The following is a 24,745-nucleotide window of genomic DNA, read 5'->3' as shown; positions in this document are numbered from 1 at the left end:
GCCGAAGAGAAACTACTGTAATTAAATTCACTAGATACCGTATTGAGGTGTAGTTTTAATAGCGCAATTCAATAGCTAAATGCAATAAAGCTAACTTATTGCGAATCAAAACTAACTCAGTCCTTGTGCATTCGCACATAGAAGCATTATTAAATTATTTAGCGATTTATTAAGGCTAGTAAAGCACTTTTCAAATTATGAAATTGCTTTTAGATTTATAAATTGAAGCGTTCTGGTTAAATCTATCAAACCCTAACTATACTGAGCTTTTGTAGCTAAAGCATCACCACAGAGTAATGTTGCATTTGTTTAAGCAGCCTTCTTAATTTGGCACTTTATGTTATGCCGAAGTGAGTCAACAACTCGCGAGTCATTTATCAATTATATCCATAAATAATTCTAATATGCGATTGTTAGAATGCGTTCTAAACGCTCTCTAGATAAATGAGCTTGAGGATTGAGCTGAAGGTGGCGCTGCCCACCCTACGAGGAAAAATATAAATAATTCTAATGTGCTTCTCATGCGCGATCGCCAATACACGTTCTATATCCTCTCTACATCACAAAGTTCAGTTTTATGAGTTAAATTAGGCATCCTAACTATAGGCTGGTGTAGCGATGTATTATAAAAAATTCGAGCTAGCTAAAAGTTATCTGCAAACACTTCTCCAGTTAGCACGAGATTATAAGTATGGCGATGCTTCTTTGGCATATTGTAAAACTCTAAACACAATCGTCACTTTATTGGGCAAGCAGAAAAGATGTTGAGAGAAATTTGTAAGTCGTAAGTTGTAAGTCGTAAGTTGGAATAAACTAATAACCGATAGCTGATAACTGGTAAATGACTAATAACTCTTCCTTTAGGTGTAAGCGAGTAAAAGAGAGCGATTTTAAGATTTAAGAGAGCGAACGGAAGATTCTATTTAAGTATCTTTATAAATAGCTTGGGCGATCGCAAAAATTAAAGAACACTAAGCGACTGTAAGTCGGGGCTACACAGACAAAACCTGCCTCCGCAGGTTCAAAAGCATGAAAATTTCTCAGTCCGCGCAGGCGGACTTTGTTTGTGTAGTTCTGCGAATTCTATTCGCCTAAATCTATTGCCAGATGTAATTTTACTCTACCTATTTAACTGATGATGAGCAGAAGGATTGGATTTTGGTTGCTGTGGCTAGGATTTATGACTTACGCTTTCGCATTCGCGCCTCCCAACCAACCAGATACACTGGAATTAATTACAAATCTTTCTACGGGCAAGTGGGCGGGAATTAATCCTTTAGTTATCTCCCTGTTTAATTTGATGGGAGTTTTTCCGCTAATTTACAGTTGCTTACTGTTTATTGACGGTAGAGGACAAAAGATCCCTGCCTGGATATTTGCGACTATATCAATGGGTGTAGGCGCATTTGCTTTATTGCCTTATTTGGCATTACGTCAGCCGAATCCAACATTTCCAGGTCAAAAAAATCTATTTCTCAAGTTACTGGATGCGCGGCTAACGGGTGTTGTTTTGAGTATAGTTGCGATCGCGTTAGTTGCATACGGTTTAGGAAAGGGAGACTGGACAGACTTTTTTCAGCAGTGGCAGACTAGCCGTTTTATTCATGTTATGAGTTTGGATTTTTGCTTATTGTGTGTTTTATTCCCTGCTTTATTAAGGGATGATATGGCACGCAGAGGTATGAATAATTCGGTAATTTTTTGGCTGACGGCGTTAATTCCTTTATTTGGTTCTTTAGTTTATTTGTGCGTGCGTCCGCCTCTACCAGAGGATAGTTCGGCAGTGGCAAGTCAGCAAGTGGTGATATGAACAGAAAAATTGCTTTATGGACGATTTGGGCGGGATTTCTCATCTATGTATTGTTTCTTGCCCCGCCGATTCACTGGCAAGAAACCTTGAATTTATTGATAAAAATATTGACGTTTCAGTGGGCAAGTGTCAACCCAGTAATTTTGTCTTTGTTTGCCCTAATTGGCGTTTGTATTGCTCTCTACAGTTGCGTGCTTTTCTTTGATGGCAGGATGCAGAAGTTACCGTTTTATCCTTTTGCGATCGCCTCTATAGGCACGGGGGTAATTGGTTTAATTCCTTATTTGGCTTTACGAGAAGCAAATCAAGAGTTTACAGGGCAGAAAGATGCTTTTTTGCAGTTGTTAGATTCCCGCATTACAGGGTTACTTCTGACTTTATTTACTTTGAGTTTATTGGGTTTTGGAATTATTTTCGGTGACTGGGGAAATTATCTTCAGCAATTTCTAGGCGATCGCTTTATCAATGGCATGAGTTTAGCATTTTGTCTATTTTGCTTGTTGTTCCCAACTGTATTGGGTGATGACATGGCACGGCGAGGTTATCTCAGCAATTCCCAACTGTTTTGGATGATAGCGCTAGTACCACTGCTGGGTCCATTAGCATACCTTTGCTGGCGACCCCCCATTAAGTCAGTGACCAGTGACCAGTGACCAGTTGTCAGGAACCGTAGGGACGGGTTTAGCAAACAAATAAACAGCCTCAAGGACAAATCTTCTCTCAAAACCCGCCCTTATGAGAGACAGTGACCAGTGACCAACAACCAACAACATATATAGTTCATGTGTACTATATAAGAAGTAGTTATCGGGAGAACGATGAGTTATGGCAGTGGCAGAATTACGAAAAAATGGGATGATGGCGCATCTTCTGGATGCCTTAGATGCAGGTGAGGATATCGGACACTACGGTAGGTTGGTGTTTGCGATGGTGGCGCGTCATTTTTTGAGTGAAGAAGAATTAATTAACTACCTGACTAAAGATAAAGACTGTAGTGAAACAGAAGCACGCAGCCTCTACCACCAGGTACAAGCCAAAGACTACAATCCGCCCAAACGGGAACGGATATTAGAATGGCAACAGCACCAAGATTTTCCTATTTGTCCCAATGCTGACGATCCTGATGCAGGTAATGTGTATAAGGATCTACAATTTCCAGAACACGTCTACGAACATATTTCCGAGTATTACGAACATAAAAATTAGCGATCGCACTAGTAGGGGCGCACAGATGTGCGCCCTTCGCACCAGTAATCATCAATTCCAAAAATGCCAAAGCCACGAAACATCTTGCGAAGACTGCTGACACAATTGAAACAAGGATCGCAGGTGTTCCAGTATACAGGCAGAGCAGTAGGATTAGTTTGGCAGACAAGTCGCGCCCTAACCTTTGTTTTAGCGATTGTGACTGTGGTAGCGGGTTTACTCCCAGCCGCGATCGCCTATGTGGGTAAGTTAATCGTCGATGGTGTGGTTTTAGCCCATCAGTCGGGATTAGAACGCGATCGCCTGATTACACTAGGCTACTTGGGAATTGAGGCGATTTTAGTCGCATTACTTGCAGGAAGTCAGAGAGGATTAACAATATCCCAGTCTTTGTTGCGAGTGTTGCTGGGACAAAAAGTCAATCTCTTAATTTTGCAGAAGGCGTTAACTTTAGACCTCATCCATTTTGAAGATTCAGAATTCTACGACAAGATGACTAGGGCGAGAAGAGAAGCTTCTAGTCGTCCGTTGTCTTTAGTGAGTAGCACGTTTAGTATTGTCCAAAATGCGATTTCTCTTGTGACCTACGGGGGCTTGCTGCTACAGTTTTCTTTCTGGGCAGTCATAGTATTGTTGTTGTCAGCCGTACCTGCATTTATTGCGGAGACGCGATTTGCTGGGCAAGCTTTTCGCCTATTTCGGTGGCGTGCGCCGGAAACAAGGGAACAGACTTATTTAGAAACTTTGATCGCTCGCGAAGACTTTGCTAAGGAAGTAAAGTTATACCAGTTGGGGGCGATGTTGTTAGAACGTTACCGTTCGATCTTTAATCGGCTATATGGGGAAGATCGAGATTTAACTCTGCGGCGTGGTGTGTGGGGATATTTATTAAGTTTGTTGAGTACGGCAGCGTTTTATCTTGCCTATGCTTGGATTGTTGTTGAAGCGATCGCCGGACGACTTTCGCTAGGTGATATGACGATGTATTTGATGGTATTCCGTCAGGGACAAACGACTTTTTCTAGCACTTTAACTAGTATTGGCGGAATGTATGAAGATAATCTCTATTTATCTAATTTATACGAATTTTTAGAACAACCTATTTCTTTACCTAAAGGCAAAGCTACCCAAGGTTTAATACCTGGAGATGGCATTCGATTTGAAAATGTCTCTTTTATTTATCCTGGTAGTAATAAACTTGCTTTGAACAATGTTTCGTTTCGGATTCGAGCTGGAGAAAAGTTAGCCATAGTTGGTGAAAACGGCTCTGGTAAAACAACTTTAATTAAGTTATTAACTCGATTATATAATCCAGATAAAGGGCGAATTTTACTTGACGGTTTAGACTTGCAAGCATGGGATCTAGGAGTTTTACAAAGACGAATTGGGGTAATATTTCAGGACTTTATTCGCTACCAATTTACTGTAGGTGAAAATATTGGTGTCGGTGATGTTACCCGCATTGAAGATAGAGAACTGTGGCAAGTAGCAGCAGACAAAGGAATGGCGCTACCTGTCATCGAACAATTACCAGAAAGCTTTGGAACGCAATTAGGTAAATGGTTTCGCGGCGGACAAGAATTATCGGGAGGACAGTGGCAAAAAATAGCTTTGTCTCGCGCTTTTATGCGGAATAAAGCAGATATTTTAGTTCTAGACGAACCCACAGCCGCTATGGATGCGGAAGCAGAATTTCAAATTTTTGAACGCTTGCGATCGCTAACTCAAAATCAGATGGCAATTCTGATCTCCCATCGCTTTTCTACCGTCAGAATGGCAGACAAAATTATGGTTTTATCTGGTGGAAAAGTGGTAGAACAGGGAACTCACGAAGAATTATTGCAGGCGGGAGGACGCTATGCTCATTTGTTTCGCCTGCAAGCAGCGGGCTATCAATAAAATATTAATCAAACCACCCAATATCTTTATCTGAAAACGCAGATGAGGACATGTCAGGTAGGGCGTAAGATTGTACTGGTCTAGCTAAGGCAGAACTAGCAGGTTTAGAAGCAGGTTTAGAGGCAGGTTTAGAGTTTGTTTTGGAGCTAGATTTAGTGTTTGTTTCTGTCAGTTTCAAAATTGTTTCTTTGGCTTGGTCGAGTTCTACTTGCAACTTTTCAACTTTTTCAACTAAAGCTTTTTGGTCTTGGAGTTGCGATCGCAACTCCTTATTCTCGGTTTGGGCTGCTTCGAGCGCTACTTGTATTTCTTTCACTGTGGTTTCCAGTTCGGCTTTAGTGGGACTGGTACGACGATGATTTGTGGCAGATTCAGAATCTGTCTCTTCTGACGTGGGTTCCTCCACAACAAGTTTTGCTTCTACCGTAATCTCCTGCGGTTCGGCAGACTTTTGCGCCTCTTCTTTCAATAAATCGGATAGATTTTTTCTCACCATAACTTCCTCCAATCCCTCTCCATTTCGTCGGCAACTTTACGGTAATCTAATTGTGCCTCTTTTGCGTGCTTTCCTCGCCACTGGACGATTGGCACGCCATCTAAAGCTGCTCGTTCGTGGGCTTTATAAGCGCGGATGACAGTCTTGCAAGCTGGAATACCGAGTTCTTTAAGGGTGTTTTGAGCTGCTTGCGCTTCCGTCCAACTGCGAGGATCGACTCGCGTTAGAAGGACGCGATGGGCTACCCCTGATGGTACGACTGCACGTCTGACTGTCTCAACTAGGATAGCTAAATCCATCGGTGCTGGCGGCGTTGGTAACAATAAATAATCTGCCGCTGCGATCGCTGCTGCCAACGATTCCGAGTTGAGCGCTGGTGGCGTATCGACAACGACGAGTTCGTATTCCTCTATTTGCTTCAATTTACCCAATAGTAAAGGATCGGTTTCCTGTACTAAATCGAAACCCATTTTTTGTTCGCCGCGATCGACCCACCAAGAAAAACTGCCTTGAACGTCGGCATCGACCGCTAAGACTTTGTAATGCTCGGCAAGAATTCCTGCCAAAGCCATACTTGTTGTGGTTTTACCCACGCCACCTTTACCATTCGCCACAACAATTATCTTGGGTTGCCGAGCCATTGCGCATCTTTCTAGGGACAAGAATAGATTACCAAATCCGCGTCCCTAAAATGTTTTAATTCAAAGGGAGCAGGGAGTAGGGCGTAGGAAGTGTGGGAAGTGTGGGAAGTGTGGGAGGACGCAAGGGAGAATTTTTTTCTCTCTTCTCCCCCTGTCTCTCTTGTCCTCCTTGTCTCCCTTGTCTCTCTTATTCACACTGCTCCCTGCTCCCTATTACGGCGATAGATGCCAAAGGGCGATTTTCTTGTCTGCACTACCACTAACTAGAGTCTGTCCATCTCGGCTGAAAGCAACAGACCAAACCGGAGCTGAATGTCCTCTTAGGGTAGCTAGTGTCTCTCCTGTAATCAAGTTCCATACTCGAATAGTCTTGTCATCGCTGCCCGTAGCAATTTTTTGACCGTCTGGGCTGAAGGCGACAAAATTGACATCAGCTGAATGTCCCGTCAAGGTGCGTATTTCTCGTCCCGTGTTGGGATTCCAAATTTTGATCGAGCGATCGTCACTGACGCTTGCCAGTTCTTGACCAGTCGGACTAAAGGCGAGGGAGTTAACATCGCCTGTATGCCCTCTGAGGGTGAAAATTTCCTGTCCTGTATGGAAATTCCAGATTTTGATCGTTCTATCTGTACTACTGCTGGCAAGCTTTAAACCATCTGGGCTAATGGCAACGGACAAAACTTCAGCAGCATGACCCCTCAAAGTGCGAAGTTCCTCTCCTGTCTTGAAGTTCCAGATTTTAATTGTTTTGTCATAACTCCCACTAGCAAATCTTTGACCGTCTGGGCTAATGGCAACGGTATCAACATAGCTAGCATGACCCTTGAGGCTACGAAGTTCCCGTCCCGTATTCAAGTTCCAAACTTTGACTGTATTATCTTTACTGCCACTGACTAGAGTTTGACTATCTGGGCTAATAGCGACAGAGTAAACCCAGTTGGTATGACCTTTAAGGGTATTGAGTTCTCGGCGATCGCTAAAATTCCAAATTTTAATCGTTTTGTCGTCGCTACCGCTAGCAAACTTCTGTCCGTCTGGACTGAAATCAATCGTATTAACTTCCCCAGTATGCCCTGCGATCGTGGAAATTCGGTTGAAATACCAATAACCATATCCCACTAATCCTAATAGCAGGATAACACCCCCTGCTAGCAGTCGCTTCTGAAACCGTCGGCGAGGAATAAGTGCGGGGAACGGATGAGGGCGATCGCGTTTGGATTGCAGTCGCTTTCCCGTACTCAAGGACTGTTCTAAAACGCTAGTATCTGCCTCAACTCTGCTACTAATCTCGCTTGACGGTAGTTGGGTTTCAATTGTCGCTGGGTCAATAGATAACTGGATGCGATCGCTAAAGTCTCGCAACACTTCATCTGCATGTTGGTAGCGCTGGAGAAAGTCTTTTTGCAGCAACTTGTCTAGGACGCGCTCTAATTTTTGACTAATCGGCGTTTTGAGATATTGTCGCCAATCCGTCACCCAGCTATAGCCTTTTTCCGTCCACAGTTGAGATGGATGGATCTGAGTCAGCAGATAAAAGCAAGTTACGCCTAAACTGTAGAGATCGCTGGCTGGATAGGCATCACCAATATTCATTTGTTCTAGCGAGGCATAGCCAAAGGAGCCGATGCTCGTTCCTGGGCTGGCGATCGCCGTTGCCGATAGTTGCTTAGAAATGCCAAAATCGATCAGAACTGGTTTACCGTCACTTTGACGGCGAATAATGTTTTCTGGCTTGAGATCCCGATGAATCACATGATGGGCGTGGATAAACTGGAGAACTGGCAATAGGTCATTCAACAGTTGCCAAATTTTTTCCTCGCTAAATATCCCTTGTTGCTCTACTTCCTGCTGCAAAGTTTGCCCTACAATCAACTGCTGTACCAGATACAGGTAGTTATCCTGTTCAAAGTAGGCGTATAACGCAGGAATCTGCGGATGTTCCCCTAACTGTTGTAGGCGCTGTGCCTCTTCCTGAAACAGCTCATTTGCCTTTTGCCAAGCTTTGGTTCCTGGAAATTGCGATACCAATTGCTTGACAACACACGGTTCATTTAGCTTGTCTGTATCCTCTGCCAAAAAAGTTCTACCAAACCCGCCGCTACCTAACTGGCGGACGATCTGATAGCGATAGCGCAGCAGCGGCTGAATTTCTTTGCCGCAACTGTGGCAGAAGGGCGTTCCTTTAGGATTCAAAGGCTTCTGACAACTAGGGTTGAGGCAGTAACTCATAATCAGCCGCTAATCAACCGGGAAATATGACGATCGGTCGTTCCTATAAATTATTTATACCGCTTATTTAAACCGCTCTCAGCAGAGCGATCGCCCTGGAAGCTCGAACAACTTTATCAACGCCCTCGATTCCGCGCTTATTTTCATCGATTTTCATTTTATTGTATTTATACTGAGTTATCCCGATGAATCGTAGGTTAATTTGGATATGTTAACATTTCTTTTTCCTAGCGATTATTTCAATTGGATACTTTCACCTTTGGCTCAATTATTGAAAAACCTTCAGATATTAAAATCGTTGTGGATGAAATGCAAAAATTTCGCGGCACAATTGAAGGCGGTGTTTGTGTCCGACGAGTTGAAGATTTTATCTGAGATTCCAAGCAGCGTTACTTTGTTGTCAATGGTAGAGCGTTTGCTGCTAATTCGGACGAGAAAATTCCAAGTATCGTAGAAGAATGTGCGAAAAGAATTAATAGTAAGTTTTTCTCTGTAGATGTGGTAGAGCGTAGAGACGGAGTTAAGTGAATTGTGGAAATTGGCGACGGGCAAGTTTCAGATCTTGTAGGATGGACAACGGAACGTTTTGCTGAGATTTGGTTAGATGAATGCTAATATTTTAGTAGCGGCGGACAATTACCTATCCTACAATTCATTTCTCTATATTCATGAAACAAATACAACAGTTTACAGGAATCATCGAACGGGAAGGAAATGGCTACGTTTCTTTATGTCCAGAGCTAGATATTGCCAGTCAAGGTAGTACAGTTGAGGAGGCAAGAAATAATTTAGTTGAAGCATTAGAATTATTTTTTGAGACCGCAAATCCTGCTGAAATTAAAACTCGATTGCACGGTGAAGTGTTTATCACCAGATTGGAGATTGCGATTGGGTAGACAGCGAGTTTTCTCCGCTCAAGAAGTCTGTCGAATTCTCGAACAGTATGGATTTATCAAAGTTCGGCAGCGTGGCAGTCATATTATTATGCAAAAGCGAACCGAAGATACAACAATTACTGTTCCTGTGCCGAATTATTCGGAGATACGTATAAAAACTTTGCAATCTATTATTCGGCAGTCAGGATTGCCACGCTCTTTATTCGAGGAGCAATAATAGTGCTTAATTTCTATGGTTATTTGTATATTGAATTCTCGCTCCCGCCCACTGTAATTTCTCGCGTAAAGTTTGATAATAAGAATAGTTTTCTCGTAAAATAATAAACTTAGCGTCGCAATCTGCCATTTGAATATCAACTCGCTGTCCAGGCCAAATTGCAGTCCCAAGGACGCTATCCGTCCACAATTTAGTATTTAGTTCGTAATCGCCTAAAGCCCACACGCTGACGACGGAACCAGGTGGTAAAACAATCGGTCGACTGGAAAGGCTCATCGGACAGATGGGAGTCACGGTAATCGCTTTCATCCCATCGTGAATAATCGGTCCATTGGCGGAGACGGTGTAGCCTGTGGAACCAGTCGGGGTAGCGATAATTAACCCATCACCCTGATATTGATCTACCACTTCCCCATCAATTTCCATTTCCAGAATTGCAGTGATCGTGCGATCGGCAGACGCGGGTTTAATACACATTTCATTTAATGCTAGAAAGCGATCGCTTACTCTTTCAATATTGGTGCGATCGCCTTCATAAAGTCCCGCCTGTAACATCATCCGTCGCTGAATCGCGTATCTATCCTCTAGCAGGCGATCCCAAACTTGTTCTGAATCCTTAAAACTCTCAAATGACTCGGTTAAAAAACCTAAATTTCCACCCACATTGACAGCCAAAATGGGGATTCCCTCAGCAGCTAAGTGCCTAGCAGCTGTCAAAACCGTGCCATCACCACCCAGTACTATTGCTAAATCGATTGGTGCAATAGCTGACGCGAGAAACACTGGGTAAGGGTTATCTTTAGGACCGCTGGGACCCATCAAGATTCTACAACCACGGTTTTCCAGCTGGGCAGCGCAAGTTTCTGCCCAGCGGCGACTGAGGGAATCTCCTGCTTTATGAGCGATGATGGCTTGCTTTAGCTGCACCCAACTACCATTTCAACAGATTGAATTGCTCCATATCGATTGTGTCGCGGTTACGGTAAATCGCTAACACAATTGCTAATCCTACAGCTGCTTCAGCCGCAGCGACGGTAATGACAAATACAGTAAAAACCTGACCCTTGATTGCTTGTGAATCTAAAAAGTTAGAAAATGCCATCAAGTTTAAATTTACGGCATTGAGTAACAATTCAATTGACATCAATACGCGGATGGCGTTGCGACTGGTAATCAAGCCGTAGATCCCAATACAAAATAGGGCGGCGGCGAGAATGAGAAAGTACTGGAGTTGCATTTATTTCTTGGCTTGCGAGTATCTAAATCTAAGAGTTACCTTTGGCTTGCTTGTCCTTACTTAAATTGCTGGTGCGATCGCCCGACACGGTAATAAGTTCGCGCGGACGTTCTGGCAATGTCAATACAGGTTGTTCTTTACGCGGCGAAATTGTTTGTTCTGGCAAAAATTCCCGCCGCGCTAAAATAATCGCCCCTACCATTGCCATTAATAACAAAACTGAAGCCAGTTCAAACGGTAGCAAGAAGTCGCTGAAGAAATGTTGTCCAATCGAGACGATGGAATTATTACCAGGTGTCACGCCAGTAGAATATACCCAAGGCGTTGCCAGCACCATCGTACTTAACAGCGCGAATAATCCCAAACTGACGATCGCAGTTAACGTCGGGCGTACCCAAGCATTCCGCAGCGGGGCAAAATCCTCGCGCTTATTCACCAACATAATCGCGAATAGGATCAGTACGTTCACCGCTCCGACGTAAATCAGCACCTGAGCCGTGGCGACAAAATCAGCATTCAGCAACAAATACATTCCCGCAATACTGATAAATACCCCTGCTAATAAAAAAGCAGAGTAGACGATATTGGACAGCAGCACCACTCCCAAGGCTGCCCCAATCATCATCGCTGCTAAGATGCCAAACGAAACAATCTGTACCCCTTGTGCTATGTTCACAACTCTTTATCCTTTGCAAATTGGTAATTGGTAATTGGTAATTGGTAATTGGTAGTTGGTTGTCGTTAGAAGTCGATCTTTTTTGACTTTTAGCTTTTGACTTTTGATTCCCTTACCCATTACCTATTACCCATTACCTACTGAGCAGTCTGTTCTTCTTGCTTGACAATTTCTTCTGGTAGCATACCAGCTCGTTTGGCATCTGCTGGCAGATCGTGCGGGTCGAGTACGCCTTTGGGTAAGTAAACGAGTTCCCGCAGTGGCGTAACCATTGGATCTTGGGTAACTTTATACGGTAAGCGACCTAGAGCTACGTTATCGTAGTTGAGTTCGTGGCGATCGTAGGTACAGAGGTCGTATTCTTCTGTCATGGATAGACAGTTTGTCGGGCAGTATTCCACGCAGTTACCGCAGAAAATACAAACGCCAAAATCAATACTGTAGTGGTTGAGTTTTTTCTTTTTCGATGGTTTGTCAAATTCCCAATCGACTACAGGTAGGTTAATCGGACAAACACGAACGCACACTTCACAAGCAATACACTTATCAAATTCAAAGTGAATTCTGCCGCGAAAGCGTTCCGAGGGAATGAGTCTTTCGTAGGGATACTGAACTGTAATCGGTCGCCGCTGCATGTGGTCGAAGGTTACTGCTAGCCCTTGACCGATATAGCGAGCTGCTTGAACTGATTCTTTGGCATAATCGCCAATTTGCTTGAGAAATTTCAACATGATTGCGTGTCTCTCTCTTTTTAAGCTATTAGCTATTAGCTGTTAGCAATTAGCGACTAGCTAATTGCCGGTTGCTACCCGCCGAAGGCAAAGGGAAAAGCTAACTTCAGCGCTGCGGTCAAAAGTAAATTAACTAGACTTACAGGCAGCAAAAACTTCCATCCTAAGTCTAATAACTGGTCGATCCGCACGCGGGGCACTGTCCAGCGCAGTAGGATGGCAATAAAGACGAGGAAATAAGCTTTGAGTAGCGTCATAGTGATGCCTAAAGATGCATCGACGACTTGCAACCAAGAACTATCTCTGCTCACTCCCACCCAGCCAGCAAGAATATCGAGGGGAATGGGAAATTCCCAACCACCGAGGTATAAAACGGCTACCATCAGGGCAGAAAGGACAAGGTTAACATAGGAACCCAAGTAGAACAAACCAAATTTCATGCCAGCGTATTCGGTTTGATATCCCGCCACCAGTTCTTCTTCTGCTTCTGGTAAGTCAAAGGGCATCCGTTCGCATTCTGCTAAAGCTGCAATCCAGAAAATGACAAAACCAAGCGGCTGTCGCCATACGTTCCAGCCTAAAATGCCGTAGCCCGATTGCTGTTCCACAATGTCGATGGTGCTAAGGCTGTTAGACATCATGACAACCGCCAGCACTGATAGGGCAAGGGGAACTTCGTAGCTAATTGACTGCGCTGCTGCTCGTAAACCCCCGAGTAGGGAGTATTTGTTATTGGAGGAATAGCCTGCCATCAGCAAACCAATCGGCTGAATGCTTGACAATGAAATCCATAAGAAAACTCCCATCCCTACATTAGTAATTACCAAGTTCTGTCCGAACGGCACGATTAGATAAGACAGAAACACGGGAATGACAACAATGATGGGTCCGAGGGTAAATAGTAGCGAATCTGATTTGGCTGGAACCACATCTTCCTTGAAGACCAGTTTCAAACCGTCAGCTACAGGAGCTAGTAAACCAAATGGACCAATATATTCAGGACCAATTCGCTGTTGCGCGGCAGCAGAAATTTTCCGCTCCAACCACACGCATACCAACACCCCCACTGTCGAGCCAATAATCATTAAAATCATCGGCAGTGGCATCCATATGACTTTGGCTACATCCGCAGGTAGTCCCAAATCCATTAGGGTTTCAATAAAAGTACCTTGCAGGTCTATTCCTGAATTCATGCTTTGCACTTGGTAAGAAGTAAGCAGTGAGTAGTGAGTAGTGAGTAGTGAGTAGCGAGTAGTGCAAACACTAAACTCATTCCTCACTCTTTACTCCTCTTCATGAAGATTTTTTTAACATTCCACTGCCTAGTATATCGTTCGCTGGCTCACAGCAAAGCAGAGTACTTGAGAAGTTGTACTTATACCTGTATTCGAGATTTGTTTATGTTTGGGTAAGAAGAAGGGGTATAGGGAATTGGTAGTTGGTAGTTGGTAGTTGCCCCTCTACTCCCCTACACCTGAAGCTCCACTGGTCACTGGTCAGGAGTCACTGGTCAGGAGTCACTGGTCACTGTCTCAAATGAACTGGAGTATAGGAGACATCGTGATGACCATTGTAGACTTGGGTGGGGCGATAAATACGGTTTTGGACGAGCTGTTCTTTCCAGTGAGCTAGCCAACCTGCTACGCGGGCGATCGCAAATACGGGTGTAAATAAGTCCGTAGGGATACCCATCTTTCTGTATACCAAGCCAGAGTAAAAGTCAACGTTAGGATAGATGCCTTTCCCGCCCAGTTTTTCTGCTACGGCATGTTCTAACTCTACGGCGATGTCATAGTATTTGTCGTAGCCGAATTTTTCAAATAACTGCTCTGCCAATTTTTGTAAAATGGTTGCTCGCGGGTCTTTCACCTTGTAGACTCGATGACCGAAGCCCATGATCTTAGCTTTGCGCTGCATACAGTCCTCTAAGTAAGGACGGACATTTTCTACCGAGCCAATTTCTTCTAGCATCGTAATCACTTCCTCATTGGCTCCTCCATGTAGCGGTCCGCCGAGAGTGCCAACTGCTGACGCGACTACAGCGTAAGGATCGGTTAGTGTCGAAGCCGTCACCCGTGCCGAAAACGTGGAAGCGTTCATCGTATGTTCGGCATGGAGAATTAAGCAAACATCAAAGATCCGTGCAGCTAATGGGTCTGGTTCCCGTTCGTTGAGCATGTAGAGAAAGTTTGCGGAGTAATCCAAGCCGTCATGGGGACGCACGGGGTCGTTGCCATTCCGCATCAACTGAAACGCTGCGATCATCGTCGGTACTGTTGCTAGCAGCCGCACGACGGCATCTCTAATGTATACAGGATTCTCTAAGTCGCGTTTAGAATAGAACAAGCCTAATGCCGCTGCTGAGGCTTGTAGTGCATCCATCGGATGACCGCTTTCAGGAAAGCTTTTCATCATATCCCGAATGCGATACTTAATTCGCCGATGATGTCTCACTTCATGCTCGAATTCCTCTAACTCTTGCTGGGTTGGAAGTTCGCCCCAAATTAAGAGATAGGCAGTTTCTAAAAAGTTACTTTTTTCGGCTAACTCTTCGATGCGGATGCCGCGATACTCCAGTATCCCTTGTTGTCCGTTGACAAAGCTGATACCGGATTGGGCGGCAGGGATGCCTTCTAGACCTGGTCTAAATTCGCAAACGGACATAGCTACACTGGCTGCATAGAAAAGACAATACTCAAGCTAACTTACCAAAAACTTGCCTTGTGTAGTTAGTTTTACCAGAATTATATGCTATCTAGAGCAGAAACTTCGGTGGAGCCAACCAAAACAGTTGACTTCGACCCCTAGGAGAATTGACTTTTGGTAAGTTAACACCAATGATACCTGCTTTTTTCAGAACTAGGGCAGCAGAGTCATCATCCAGAGAATTTTCAGCAAATGCTGGCTCTTGTTTGAGTTTTCCCCAAATCAGCATTTCTACCCATTGTCCCAAATCTGGTTCGTGACCGACTAAAGCTAGTTGAGTATCAGTAGCCAGCATTTGCTTTTGTTCTAGCCAGCTTAACCACAGATGAAAATCTCCTTCTGGAGACAAGTGGCTAGATTCTTCAATTTGAGAACTCAATCCACAAGTTTGCAAAATTTCTGCTGTTTGTCTTGCTCTAGCTAGGGGACTGGTCAAAATTAGCTCGAATCGCAAGCCGAGTTCGTAGAGGCGTTTTGCTACTTTTTGAGTTTTATCCCGTCCTTTAGCTGTCAATTCCCGTTTTTCATCCTCCACATCGGGACTTCTTTCTTCAGCAATACCGTGACGGATTAAATACAATTCCATAATTTTGTCATTTGTCATTAGCAAGATGCCCTCTTGCAAGCGGTTTCCCACTTACGACTTACGACACAAAGGGAGCAGGGAGCAGTGACCAGTTAATTTCAACTTACGACTTACGACTTCACTATTCAGTCTGAATCGGACTATCTTGTGGGTTGACCAGTCGTTGAAGCTTCTGCTTGATTTGAGCGTCGAAGACTTCCCATTTCATTTTGGCGTACGCAGAAATTTCATTACTGCCAGATAAGAAGCCCATTGGAATTTCAAAGCCCCCCGCGCCGCTACGTCCGCCACCAAAGAAACGTCCTTGATTGTCTTGTCCGAAAGCTTCTTTAAGAAATTCGTCGGGGTCTAGGGTAAGTTTGGTGGTACGTAGCGACCCGATGACAACTTCTAGTTCTTCATCTTCGTCGTGAACGATACCATAAACGACAGCCGTGTGGACGTTTTCTTCTGTGACTAAAAAGTCAGCTGCTTGAGGAATAGCATCGCGGTCGTCATAACGTAGGTATCCCACACCTGCAATCGAAAAGTTATTTTGAACTATACGATTTTTCAGCGATCGCTCGATCACATCCATCACCCGTTTGGAGCGATTGGTCTGCAATACGGCTTTAAGCAATTGGTAATCGTAAAATCGACTCAAGTAACCTGCTGCCTGAAAATCCTCTTCTTGCGCTTGCATCAAGCTGCTGGTGTCGGAGCGCAAGCCGTGCATCAAGGCAGTGGCGCATTTGACGTGTTGTCCGACGCTACTATCGAGTACCAGTAACCCTGTTTGCAAGTACTGGGTCAAAATTGTGGCTGTGGCGCGGACGTTGGGACGAATATCGGCAAACTCTGGCTTGAGTTCTCCTTGCAGGCTGTGATGGTCAATGACCGATATGAGTGGCAAACCTGCTTCTAAAACGAGCGAGAGCAGTTGACTTGTCGTCCCCTGGTTATCAACTAGCACGTAGCCTTTATAACCAGATAAGTCTTTGCTTTTAGCTGTTTGAACTGGTAGGCGCTGCGCTGGTAGTCCTGTTAGTTTGACTAAAGCAATATTTTCTTGATGGCTCAAGGTTCCGGCATAAACGATGTCGCACTGCAAATCGTATTGCTGCGCGATGAGTTGATACGCCCACGCCGACGAAAGAGCATCGGGGTCGGGGAAGTCTTGCAATAAGACTAAATGTCGTTCGTGCTGATGTCGCTCTAAAACTTGCCGCAATGCTTCCACTTTTGACGTGGTGGAAGAACCATTGTTGTTGCGTCCAACTGGTTGAGTCCCAGAATCGCCGGTCAAGGGAGCGAGAGATGGTTCTTGGGTTGCAACCGCAGATCCCATATCTATCTCAACTTCTTCAACAGAAGACTCGCTATTAGGAGTGGAAGGCAGACTATTAAGCTGCTTGAACGAGTTCAAGGGCATAAATACTATCGTATGCGTGTGAAGCGAAAATTGTGGTCAAAAATGTTACTATTACTCGATAAACTGTATTAGCCTCATCCCACAGTGACTGCAATTTTTTACTGCAATTATTTTAGGCATCAACAGTTATGCTACTCAATCCGGCGCTGGGATGAAATACAAATTCTATTTCTCATCATAGCTCTATAGCAACTATTCAGCCACAGGTCGATTAAAGACCGATGACATACTTTTGCCACTCATCATGCAGACCGCTCTTGAGATGCTTGGTGACTTCAAAGTAGAGGCTGCTGTAAGGCTTGCGCGGCGGATGGCGCAGATGCATGTGTGCCTCAGATGGAGTGCGGCTGCCTTTCTTGACGTTGCAGCGGACGCACGCAGTAACGATGTTTTCCCAAGTATCCATCCCGCCACGCGATCGCGGTAGAACGTGGTCTAACGTTAAATCCTCCCCGATGTAGCCGCAGTATTGACAACTGTGACTGTCTCGATGGAGGATATTACGTCTGGTAAGGGGAATTTCTTTGTAAGGGACGCGAACGTAGTGACGCAGGCGGATGACAGTCGGCAAGGGAAACTCGGCGTAAATGACTTTGCCGTTGTGTTCGACTTGCTCCGCTTTGCCTTTAATTAGCAATACAATTGCCCGTCGCCAGCTCGTGATGTTAATCGGCTCGTAAGAGGCGTTCAGGACTAAGACCTTAGCCATTGAGTATCGCAGCAGCCAACTTTTTTACAAGATATTAACATAATTACTCAGATTTGCGTCATTTGTCATTAGTCATTGGTCATTGGTCATTGGTCATTGGTCATTGGATAGCCACCAGCCACTAGTCACTAGTCACTTTCTTTAGTCATTGGCTGAGAGCAAATAACTAAAGCAGTAGTCAATGGGAAAAATAAAGAACAGAATTGTAGCATCTTGTGCTAAAGCAAATATTTGCCTATATTAGACCTGCTTTGAGAATTGGGAGTCGGGAAGAAGAGAGCTGAAGAGAGCTGAGGAAGCGCAAGGTCGCGCTCGGGAGCTGAGAATAAATTACTGGTCACTGGTCACTGGTCACTGAAAAAAAGAGGAGTGGGGATGCTGAGTCAGGAGCAGAGTGAGAAGACGGTTTTTAGTAATGATGTCGTGGGTGGATTGCGTCAAAGAGCCTGGGTGGAAATCAATTTAGATGCTTTAGCCCATAACGTGCGGCAACTCAAGGGCTTGCTAGCGGCTAAAACAGCGTTAATGGCAGTTGTGAAGGCAGATGCTTACGGTCATGGAGCGGTGACGGTGGCAGGTACAGCTTTGAATGCTGGAGCAAATTGGTTGGGAGTGGCAACTATACCGGAAGGAATTGAACTGCGCCAAGCAGGAATTGACGCGCCGATTTTGATTTTAGGCGCAACGCATACGCCAGAACAACTAAAGGCGATCGCCCACTGGCAACTTCAACCGACGCTGTGCGACCCCAAACAAGCTTTGGTCTTCTCTGAAACTTTGGCTGCGACTACGGGTGGTAATTTACCAGTCCATGTCAAACTCGATACGGGGATGTCTCGCCTAGGACCCCTGTGGGAACAAGCAACAGAATTCCTACAGCTAGTAAATTCTTTACCTCACTTACAAATTGCTAGTATTTACTCTCACTTGGCGACGGCAGAAAACCCAGACCGCAGGATAATGCAGCAACAACAGCAGCAATTTGAAACTGCGATCGCCCAAATTCAAGCAGCTGGTATTTCTCTCCCATTGCTACATTTAGCCAACTCGGCTGCTACTTTGACTAGCCCCGATCTACATTACGATTTGGTACGTGTGGGGTTAGCAATGTATGGACTCTACCCAGCAGCTCATCTCAGCAGTTCTGTCCAGTTGAAACCCGTACTGCAAGTCAAAGCGCGAATTACGCAGGTAAAAACTATCCCCCCCAATACAGGCGTGAGCTACGGACATCATTTTGTCAGCGATCGCGAACTCCGCTTGGCTGTGGTGGGAATTGGTTATGCTGATGGCGTACCGCGCAATCTCTCTAACCGCATGGAGGCTCTGATTTGCGGTCGGCGCATCCCCCAAATTGGTACTATTACTATGGATCAATTAATGCTAGATGTGACGGCAATTCCAGATGTAGCAGTCGGGGAAGTCGTCACTCTCCTCGGACGAGAAGGCAAAGAACAAATAACTGCTGATGATTGGGCAGCAGTTTTAAAAACAATTTCTTGGGAAATCCTCTGCGGCTTTAAGCACCGTCTGCCTCGGGTTGCTGTGAATAGGGAGCCGGGAGCAGGGAGTAGGGAGTAGGGGAAGAGAGCTGAGGGAGTTGGGGAGGCTCTCGGGAGCTGAGGGAGTTGGGGGAGCAATTCAAAATTCAGAATTCTCTACACCCTACACCCTACACCTTACACCCCACACCCTTCTTCACGCACCACTCATTACGCACTAACAGCTTTTTTCTTCGTGGGTACGACGGTTGATGTTTCTGTCATCAGTTTGTTGTAAAGCTCGCCTAGTTGTTTGGCGACTCCTTCCCAACTAAACATATCTTCTACCCGTTGTCTTGCTGATGAGCCGAGGCGATTTCGGAAGGCAGTATCGCTCAAGATTCGGTCAATAGCAACAGCAAAGGCTGCATCATCTTTGGGTGGAGCGAGTAAGCCTGTCTCTTCTGGGACGACGGTAAATTGCAGTCCGCCGACATCACTAGCCACCACTGGCGTACCGCTTGCCATCGCTTCAATGGCAACTAGACCAAATGGTTCGTAGTGACTGGGAACGACACAAACATCGGCAGCAGCGTAATAAACAGGTAGATCGACATCACCTAACCGTCCGGGGAAGGAGGTAAAATCGCTCATCCCTAATTCTTCGACAATACCTTCAATGCGATCGCGCTCAATGCCATCGCTTTGTCCTGGGCGACTACCACCACCGATAATCAGTTTGATGTCTTCTTTGCCACGCAATTGCAACTGGGCAACTGCTCGCACTAAAGTTTCAATTCCCTTGCGCTCGTCAAATCGTCCAACATAAAAGACAACTTTGCTTTCTGGGGGAATTCCTAACTGTTGTCTGGCAATTTTGCTGTCAATTGCGCCAAAGCGATGAATATCTGTACCGCAAGGAATAATGTCAATATTACCTTTGGTAGAGACATGCGATCGCATGTGTTCTTTTTCTTGGGGGCTAGTGGCAACAATCCGCTCGGCTGTTTCTAGTACTCTTTTTTCGACTTCCAGCCGCTTCGAGGCAACCAGCGGTACGGTTGCAACTGACTTATATTTAATTGCGCCTAAAGAGTGATAGGTATGGACTTGTTTGATGGATTGGGCTTTCTTCAATTCCATGCCCACCCAGCTAGAAATCCAGTAGTTGGTATGCACTAGAGGATATCGATAACCAGTTTGCTGTTGATACTGGAGGAATGCTTCGACAAACTCCGAGGCATAACCAAAAATATTGTCCCTCGGAACGAATTCCTCAGGACCAGCAATTAAGCGAATTGTCCGACAATTCTCGCTATGTTCGACGATCTTTGCTTGTTCGGCGCTAGCTTTACGGGCAAACATATCAACCTGCCATCCCAGTTTACCCAAGGCTTCACCCACTTGGCGGACATAAACGTTCTGCCCTCCAGCTTCTTCTTTGCCAATCTCAATCGCAGGGTCGCCGTGGACTGAAATTAGGGCAATTCGCTTTTGATTCTTAGTGTTCATAGCTTTGTGGCTATTGAATTTGCAAGGTAAGAGGGGTGAACGTGAGGAGACTTTACAAAAGCTTCTGTATTTACCCCTGATTTTATTAAGTTTAATTTACAGAATACCACACGCGATCGCATCCTCTAGGTGGATGAATTGCCATGCATACAAATCTTCCTTAGGGATTACCCGCTCCAAAAGATAGATTTCTACTGTTACTTTTTATTGATAATAGTTAGGTATGTCAAAAAACAGTTAAGAAAGGTTGCAATGGCTGCAAGTTCTCTCTCTACCTAAAACACAGCTTCAATTAGTTGGTGTTGGCAAGAGTTAATTTACAAGCGAGTTTTTCTATGAAATTAAGTATAAAAACCACTAAGTATAGGAGCGCCGCTTCTGGTTAAGTTTGTATAATTTTTGACTTAATTTATAAGTTTATTTTCTATATGGTATTTAAAAATTTAATTGGATACATTCAATATCCAAATTTTTCCATATGCCTCTTGAGCGATCGCGCAGCATATTTTTGCTCAGAGATTCTGAGGCAAGCTTGAGTTCATTTTGCACTCACTCAAACAACTAGAACATCCACTCAAAGAGTATAGGGGGAGAGTAGGAGTGCAGATGAGAAACAGCTGACAACTATTCGCTAATCGTCAACCGCTAATTGCAAACAATCCTTGACTCCCAACACCTAACCCTTAATCAAATGCCTATCCATTAGTAGTTTGAGCTGCCAACATCTGTTTCAGCTTTTCTAGTTCAGAAGCCCAACGAGGATCGGGACGAATTCCCTCAGCATCAGACGAGCCTGTAGAAGTTCCGGCAGAGCCACCACGACGAGGTTTTTTCCCACTACGCTTATTGCCACCGCTTTTTTCTGCGTTGCTGCTAACAGGAGCATCTCCAGTATTAGCACTACTAGCAACAGGGGCTTGGTCTTCTTCTTCTTGACCTTTGTTACGAGGCAACGCCTTCTCAATCTTGAGTGGCGTTTCCTTAAACATATAGCCGTTATATTTCTCGATGATTTCGTCTGCTTGCTCGTCATTATTGACAGTAACAAAACCAAAACCACGGCACTTTCCGGTCTTGCGGTCTTTAATGACTTTCGTAGTCACGTTACTACCCGCATCAGCAAAAACTGCTTGCAACTCTTGCCGATCAACTTCATCTTTTGGCAAATTACCAATGTATAAACGGACTGGCATGAAATGTACCTCTCAACTTGGATGCAATTAAGGTTGTTAACAAAATTTCTGACAGGAGGGTGAGGTGAATAGTGGCAAGAATCGCCGCAAACCGTCGTCAACTAACTTTTGCCTTAAACTGTCAACTTCTAAAATCCAATTCATTGTATTGGCAAAGACTGATAAGTTTATCATGCTACGGTACGATCTAATAGCTTGACTGCACAGTTTTGGCGGTTAGATCGCAACGGCGTTTGACTCCTGATGATATTTTCGATCGCCTGGAAAGTTGACACCATCTTCTAAAATATCACGCTTGACACTATAGATATTGTTTTCAAAATAGATTTGTGCTTATTGTCAGTTTTTTAACTTCGGATCGGGCTATTGAGTACAGAAATGCGATACCTGTCTCATTGACTCCTGAAATAAAAACCAGCCTGTGGCTGGTCTAGCTGTTGCTGTGTTGGAAGGAGAAAAACCTGACCCAAACTAACCGAAGCGTAAGACGTTAGGTCGCTTTAACTTTCAGCTCGGTCTGGACTTTAGTTGTTTATGTAAATAAATGTAACATATTAAACTGAATTGCTGCAATTAATCTTTACATTATTGGTCACTGGTCGCTGGTCATTGTTTGTTACCACTCTGCTCCCTGCTCCTCTGCTCCCAGCTCGTCCCAGCTCGTCCCTGCTCCCAGCTCGTCCCTGCTCCCAGCTCGTCCCTGCTCCCAGCTCGTCCCTGCTCCCTGATAACTAATAACTGCCTCCCTTGACAATCACGTAAACGCCCCAGATAGTAGCAGCGATCGCTAGTGCGATCGACCAACCCTGATGGCTGCTGGTGCTGGTTTTACCAGCTTGAGTTCGTAAAATTTCAATATCGATCCAAGTCGTAGCCCCACGGCGGAACCAGCCTGTTAAAATAACATGCCTTCCAATTAAATCGCTAGGGTCGGTAGAGGGTCTAAGCAAAAGACAGCCGAGGGGTCCCAGCCAAGAAGCATGATGCAGCTTGACTAAGCCAGTTGGTAAATGCAGCAGTAAATCTTGTCCGAACCAGTTGCCAATACCGCGCCGTCCTAACAACTTACCTTGGAGGCGGAGAGCCTGCGGGACAACTGGTAATAAATAGGGATTAGACAACAGCTCGGCAAGATTGGGACGATTGAGTAAGCTGGTAGACTTTGTTTCTGGAAATAAAGCATTTAGCCGCAGAAAAATACCGAGGCTCAAGCCAATCGCCAAGCTACCGCGCACGATCCACCGATCGCCCCACATCCAAGCTAAGTAAGGATTACCCAACCAGTAACCGCCGAGCCATCCAATCAGCCACATAAAACTGCTAAAAGCAGCACCGAGGAGAATTCCCCAGTAGGGAGCAGTTTGTAATAGCAGTGAGTCGTGAAGAAAGAAGGGTGTGGGGTGTGGGGTGTAGGGTGTAGGGTGTAGAGTTTGTGTTATTCTCTGCCTCAACTTCCTCAGCTTCTTCTGCTCTCTTCTCCAACTCCCGACTCCCGGCTCCCGACTCACTCGTAAATTTAATTCAGTATCCAAGCGCCAAAAGTGGGCAATTTGATTCAGCCGTTGGAGGCGATCGCCAATTGAGGGATGAGTTTCGTTGATGCTGAGCCAGTAGCGCAAAGGATTCGTGCAGTCCCAGGCTAAAGCTGCCTCTAATTCGGGTAATGAATGGAGATTGCTCAGGGAGATCGCTTGTTTGTAGCTGATAATTGCGAGTAAGTCCCAACCTTCTAGCAACCAACTGGTATGTCCTTGCTGTTGAATATCTTGAGCCACACCACGGGCAATTTTGAGTATGGCGCGACTGAGGGCGTTAGGATTGCCAGTTAATTCTGCGGCAAGGCGATCGCTGTAGTATATGCGTAACTGAGAGAGCCAAAACGCAGGTAAACGCAGAAGCAACCACAGTCCATAAGCAAAGTTAGCAGCGATCGCGATAAAGGCTTGTAGAGTTTTATTCGATATCTTGTTGCCCCACTCCGATAACTGGGAATAGGTTATGTAGGGTAACTGAGTAACTAATATAAATTGAGATAAAACGATAAAATCCCAATTAGCTATCTGCCCTAATTGCGTTGCATAAATAGCGGCAATTTCATCATCTGCGAGTTGCTCTAGCAGACCTTGACTGACAACTATTCTTGCCGTGCGGCGCAAGTTGCCATAAGTGAAAATCAGAGGCACGGCTGTAGGTAGCACGCGCAACTGAGGTAAACGATAGTGGTGCTGGCGACAAGAGCGCTGTAGCAGCCTGCTAGCTTCTGGGCTAGAAATTTCCAAAGTTTCCAGAGATAGGTGTTGAAGCCCGTGCCACCATCTGAGTAACCCATCTATCAACCAAGGGGATAGGGCTAGCAACAGCACCAATACGAATACGATCTTGGTAGTATGGTCGTGATAGAACGGCTGAAACGGTTCTAGATAGGGGAGTTTTACCAATAAATCGTTAGTCAATCCCATCGCCAACTCAATGAGTTGTTGGATTGACCAAAATAGAGCGATCGCACTACCGCACTGTAACAACCAAAATGGAATCAAATTAACAGTTGGTAATGGCTGCCAGCGTTGCGCTCGTTGTGCTTGTCGAAAGGGAGCAGGGAGCAGGGAGTAGGGAGTAGTGAAGGAAGAAAGATGTGGCGTGTGGGGTATAGAATGTGGGGTTCGTAGTATTCTCTCCCTCAGCCGCCTCAGCTCTCTTCCCTGCTGCCTATTCTCAATAGCCATAGCAGACAATTCAGTGCTTAAATGGGTTGCCCAATCTCGAATTTGAGAACTATTGCTACTTTGGGATAAGAATCGGCAAAGAGTTAGTAGATAATCGATGTCGCTGTCAGGGCTAGCTAACTGAGTTTGTTGCTCGGCGATGGAAATATTTTCTGTCTGACAGAGGATTTCTAAATGAGCGATCGCCCCTTGATAGTCTTCTTGTTGTAGTGCTGTTTTTGTTGCTTCTAGCAACATTTCAGAATCGCCAGTCATAGCCATAAACCATAAACTTTCTTGCTCTCACCGATCGCCAATACCTTATCGCCACCGATTCTGGCACAATCAGCTAGATATGAGTAGAAAGTGAGTCGCGAGTAGCGAAGAAAGGGTGTGGGAAGTGTGGG

The 24,745-nt window shown here is 45.0% G+C and carries 24 protein-coding genes; 8 read left to right on the top strand and 16 right to left on the bottom strand.

Annotated features, from left to right (window positions below):
* Nucleotides 1-1,138 precede the first annotated feature (1,138 nt).
* The 4 genes from N4J56_RS10505 (at nucleotide 1,139) to N4J56_RS10490 (ending at nucleotide 4,915) form a co-directional block, all read left to right on the top strand.
* Nucleotides 1,139-1,810 carry a DUF2834 domain-containing protein gene (locus N4J56_RS10505; protein ID WP_410500468.1) on the top strand — a complete coding sequence of 224 codons (672 nt, stop codon included), beginning with the start codon at nucleotides 1,139-1,141 and terminating at the stop codon, nucleotides 1,808-1,810.
* Nucleotides 1,807-2,463 carry a hypothetical protein gene (locus tag N4J56_RS10500; RefSeq protein ID WP_317106405.1) on the top strand — a complete coding sequence of 219 codons (657 nt, stop codon included), beginning with the start codon at nucleotides 1,807-1,809 and terminating at the stop codon, nucleotides 2,461-2,463. Before N4J56_RS10505 ends, N4J56_RS10500 begins: the two co-directional genes overlap by 4 nt.
* A gap of 172 nt (nucleotides 2,464-2,635) precedes the next feature.
* Nucleotides 2,636-3,016, top strand: coding sequence for a hypothetical protein (locus N4J56_RS10495; protein ID WP_106167036.1), 381 nt, complete (start codon nucleotides 2,636-2,638; stop codon nucleotides 3,014-3,016).
* A gap of 63 nt (nucleotides 3,017-3,079) precedes the next feature.
* Entirely contained in the window at nucleotides 3,080-4,915 is a 1,836-nt protein-coding gene (locus N4J56_RS10490; RefSeq protein ID WP_317106404.1) for an ABC transporter ATP-binding protein, read from the top strand.
* A 4-nt stretch (nucleotides 4,916-4,919) separates the two neighbouring features.
* Here N4J56_RS10490 and N4J56_RS10485 read toward each other — a convergent pair whose 3' ends face one another.
* The 3 genes from N4J56_RS10485 to N4J56_RS10475 form a co-directional block, all read right to left on the bottom strand.
* A complete protein-coding gene (locus tag N4J56_RS10485) occupies nucleotides 4,920-5,411 on the bottom strand; it encodes a hypothetical protein (RefSeq protein ID WP_317106403.1) in 492 nt (163 codons plus the stop codon).
* Complete coding sequence (locus N4J56_RS10480; protein WP_317106402.1) at nucleotides 5,405-6,052, bottom strand: ParA family protein; 648 nt, start codon at nucleotides 6,050-6,052, stop codon at nucleotides 5,405-5,407. The genes N4J56_RS10485 and N4J56_RS10480 overlap by 7 nt, the downstream gene beginning before the upstream one ends.
* A 213-nt stretch (nucleotides 6,053-6,265) precedes the next feature.
* Entirely contained in the window at nucleotides 6,266-8,281 is a 2,016-nt protein-coding gene (locus tag N4J56_RS10475; protein ID WP_317106401.1) for a serine/threonine-protein kinase, read from the bottom strand.
* Between the two features lie 243 nt (nucleotides 8,282-8,524).
* On the opposite strand from N4J56_RS10475, the gene N4J56_RS10470 reads away from it, so the two are divergent.
* The 3 genes from N4J56_RS10470 (at nucleotide 8,525) to N4J56_RS10460 (ending at nucleotide 9,394) form a co-directional block, all read left to right on the top strand.
* The gene (locus N4J56_RS10470) at nucleotides 8,525-8,656 is read left to right on the top strand and encodes a hypothetical protein (protein WP_317106400.1); all 132 of its coding nucleotides are present in this window, start codon (nucleotides 8,525-8,527) and stop codon (nucleotides 8,654-8,656) included.
* Between the two features lie 293 nt (nucleotides 8,657-8,949).
* Nucleotides 8,950-9,177 carry a type II toxin-antitoxin system HicB family antitoxin gene (locus N4J56_RS10465; RefSeq protein WP_317106399.1) on the top strand — a complete coding sequence of 76 codons (228 nt, stop codon included), beginning with the start codon at nucleotides 8,950-8,952 and terminating at the stop codon, nucleotides 9,175-9,177.
* Nucleotides 9,170-9,394 carry a type II toxin-antitoxin system HicA family toxin gene (locus N4J56_RS10460; protein WP_410500467.1) on the top strand — a complete coding sequence of 75 codons (225 nt, stop codon included), beginning with the start codon at nucleotides 9,170-9,172 and terminating at the stop codon, nucleotides 9,392-9,394. The genes N4J56_RS10465 and N4J56_RS10460 overlap by 8 nt, the downstream gene beginning before the upstream one ends.
* Before the next feature lie 6 nt (nucleotides 9,395-9,400).
* Here N4J56_RS10460 and N4J56_RS10455 read toward each other — a convergent pair whose 3' ends face one another.
* From N4J56_RS10455 to N4J56_RS10415, 9 genes are all read right to left on the bottom strand, one after another.
* Nucleotides 9,401-10,321: an NAD(+) kinase gene (locus N4J56_RS10455; RefSeq protein ID WP_317106397.1), complete on the bottom strand. Its 921-nt coding sequence runs from the start codon at nucleotides 10,319-10,321 to the stop codon at nucleotides 9,401-9,403.
* Nucleotides 10,322-10,325: 4 nt separating this feature from the next.
* The gene (gene nuoK, locus N4J56_RS10450; RefSeq protein WP_015154291.1) at nucleotides 10,326-10,631 is read right to left on the bottom strand and encodes an NADH-quinone oxidoreductase subunit NuoK; all 306 of its coding nucleotides are present in this window, start codon (nucleotides 10,629-10,631) and stop codon (nucleotides 10,326-10,328) included.
* A gap of 28 nt (nucleotides 10,632-10,659) precedes the next feature.
* Nucleotides 10,660-11,307 (bottom strand): NADH-quinone oxidoreductase subunit J, encoded by a 648-nt coding sequence (locus tag N4J56_RS10445; RefSeq protein WP_039716711.1) that lies wholly within the window; start codon nucleotides 11,305-11,307, stop codon nucleotides 10,660-10,662.
* Nucleotides 11,308-11,444: 137 nt separating this feature from the next.
* Nucleotides 11,445-12,038, bottom strand: coding sequence for an NAD(P)H-quinone oxidoreductase subunit I (gene ndhI, locus N4J56_RS10440; protein ID WP_015154293.1), 594 nt, complete (start codon nucleotides 12,036-12,038; stop codon nucleotides 11,445-11,447).
* A 74-nt stretch (nucleotides 12,039-12,112) separates the two neighbouring features.
* Nucleotides 12,113-13,231 carry an NADH-quinone oxidoreductase subunit NuoH gene (gene nuoH / locus N4J56_RS10435; protein WP_039716709.1) on the bottom strand — a complete coding sequence of 373 codons (1,119 nt, stop codon included), beginning with the start codon at nucleotides 13,229-13,231 and terminating at the stop codon, nucleotides 12,113-12,115.
* Between the two features lie 331 nt (nucleotides 13,232-13,562).
* Nucleotides 13,563-14,702, bottom strand: coding sequence for a citrate synthase (locus tag N4J56_RS10430; protein ID WP_317106396.1), 1,140 nt, complete (start codon nucleotides 14,700-14,702; stop codon nucleotides 13,563-13,565).
* 91 nt (nucleotides 14,703-14,793) lie between these two features.
* The gene (gene sixA / locus N4J56_RS10425) at nucleotides 14,794-15,330 is read right to left on the bottom strand and encodes a phosphohistidine phosphatase SixA (RefSeq protein ID WP_410500466.1); all 537 of its coding nucleotides are present in this window, start codon (nucleotides 15,328-15,330) and stop codon (nucleotides 14,794-14,796) included.
* Between the two features lie 121 nt (nucleotides 15,331-15,451).
* Complete coding sequence (locus tag N4J56_RS10420) at nucleotides 15,452-16,741, bottom strand: bifunctional oligoribonuclease/PAP phosphatase NrnA (protein ID WP_317106394.1); 1,290 nt, start codon at nucleotides 16,739-16,741, stop codon at nucleotides 15,452-15,454.
* A gap of 211 nt (nucleotides 16,742-16,952) precedes the next feature.
* Nucleotides 16,953-17,450, bottom strand: a complete 498-nt coding sequence (locus N4J56_RS10415) for an HNH endonuclease (protein ID WP_015154299.1) — start codon at nucleotides 17,448-17,450, stop codon at nucleotides 16,953-16,955.
* A gap of 375 nt (nucleotides 17,451-17,825) precedes the next feature.
* Between N4J56_RS10415 and alr the strand changes: the two genes are divergently transcribed.
* The gene (alr, locus tag N4J56_RS10410; RefSeq protein ID WP_317106393.1) at nucleotides 17,826-19,031 is read left to right on the top strand and encodes an alanine racemase; all 1,206 of its coding nucleotides are present in this window, start codon (nucleotides 17,826-17,828) and stop codon (nucleotides 19,029-19,031) included.
* 131 nt (nucleotides 19,032-19,162) lie between these two features.
* On the opposite strand, the gene N4J56_RS10405 is transcribed toward alr, so the two are convergent.
* The 4 genes from N4J56_RS10405 to N4J56_RS10390 all read right to left on the bottom strand — a co-directional run bounded on the left by N4J56_RS10405 (nucleotide 19,163) and on the right by N4J56_RS10390 (nucleotide 24,614).
* The gene (locus tag N4J56_RS10405) at nucleotides 19,163-20,443 is read right to left on the bottom strand and encodes a glycosyltransferase family 1 protein (RefSeq protein ID WP_317106392.1); all 1,281 of its coding nucleotides are present in this window, start codon (nucleotides 20,441-20,443) and stop codon (nucleotides 19,163-19,165) included.
* A gap of 695 nt (nucleotides 20,444-21,138) precedes the next feature.
* Nucleotides 21,139-21,636: an RNA recognition motif domain-containing protein gene (locus tag N4J56_RS10400; RefSeq protein ID WP_015154302.1), complete on the bottom strand. Its 498-nt coding sequence runs from the start codon at nucleotides 21,634-21,636 to the stop codon at nucleotides 21,139-21,141.
* A gap of 616 nt (nucleotides 21,637-22,252) precedes the next feature.
* Nucleotides 22,253-22,390: a hypothetical protein gene (locus N4J56_RS10395; protein ID WP_317106391.1), complete on the bottom strand. Its 138-nt coding sequence runs from the start codon at nucleotides 22,388-22,390 to the stop codon at nucleotides 22,253-22,255.
* Nucleotides 22,368-24,614, bottom strand: a complete 2,247-nt coding sequence (locus tag N4J56_RS10390) for a M48 family metallopeptidase (protein ID WP_317106390.1) — start codon at nucleotides 24,612-24,614, stop codon at nucleotides 22,368-22,370. Before N4J56_RS10390 ends, N4J56_RS10395 begins: the two co-directional genes overlap by 23 nt.
* Nucleotides 24,615-24,745 lie beyond the last annotated feature (131 nt).

The sequence above is a fragment of the Chroococcidiopsis sp. SAG 2025 genome, assembly GCF_032860985.1.
Classification (GTDB): Bacteria; Cyanobacteriota; Cyanobacteriia; order Cyanobacteriales; family Chroococcidiopsidaceae; genus Chroococcidiopsis.
This window is presented reverse-complemented; position numbering and strand designations above follow the sequence as displayed.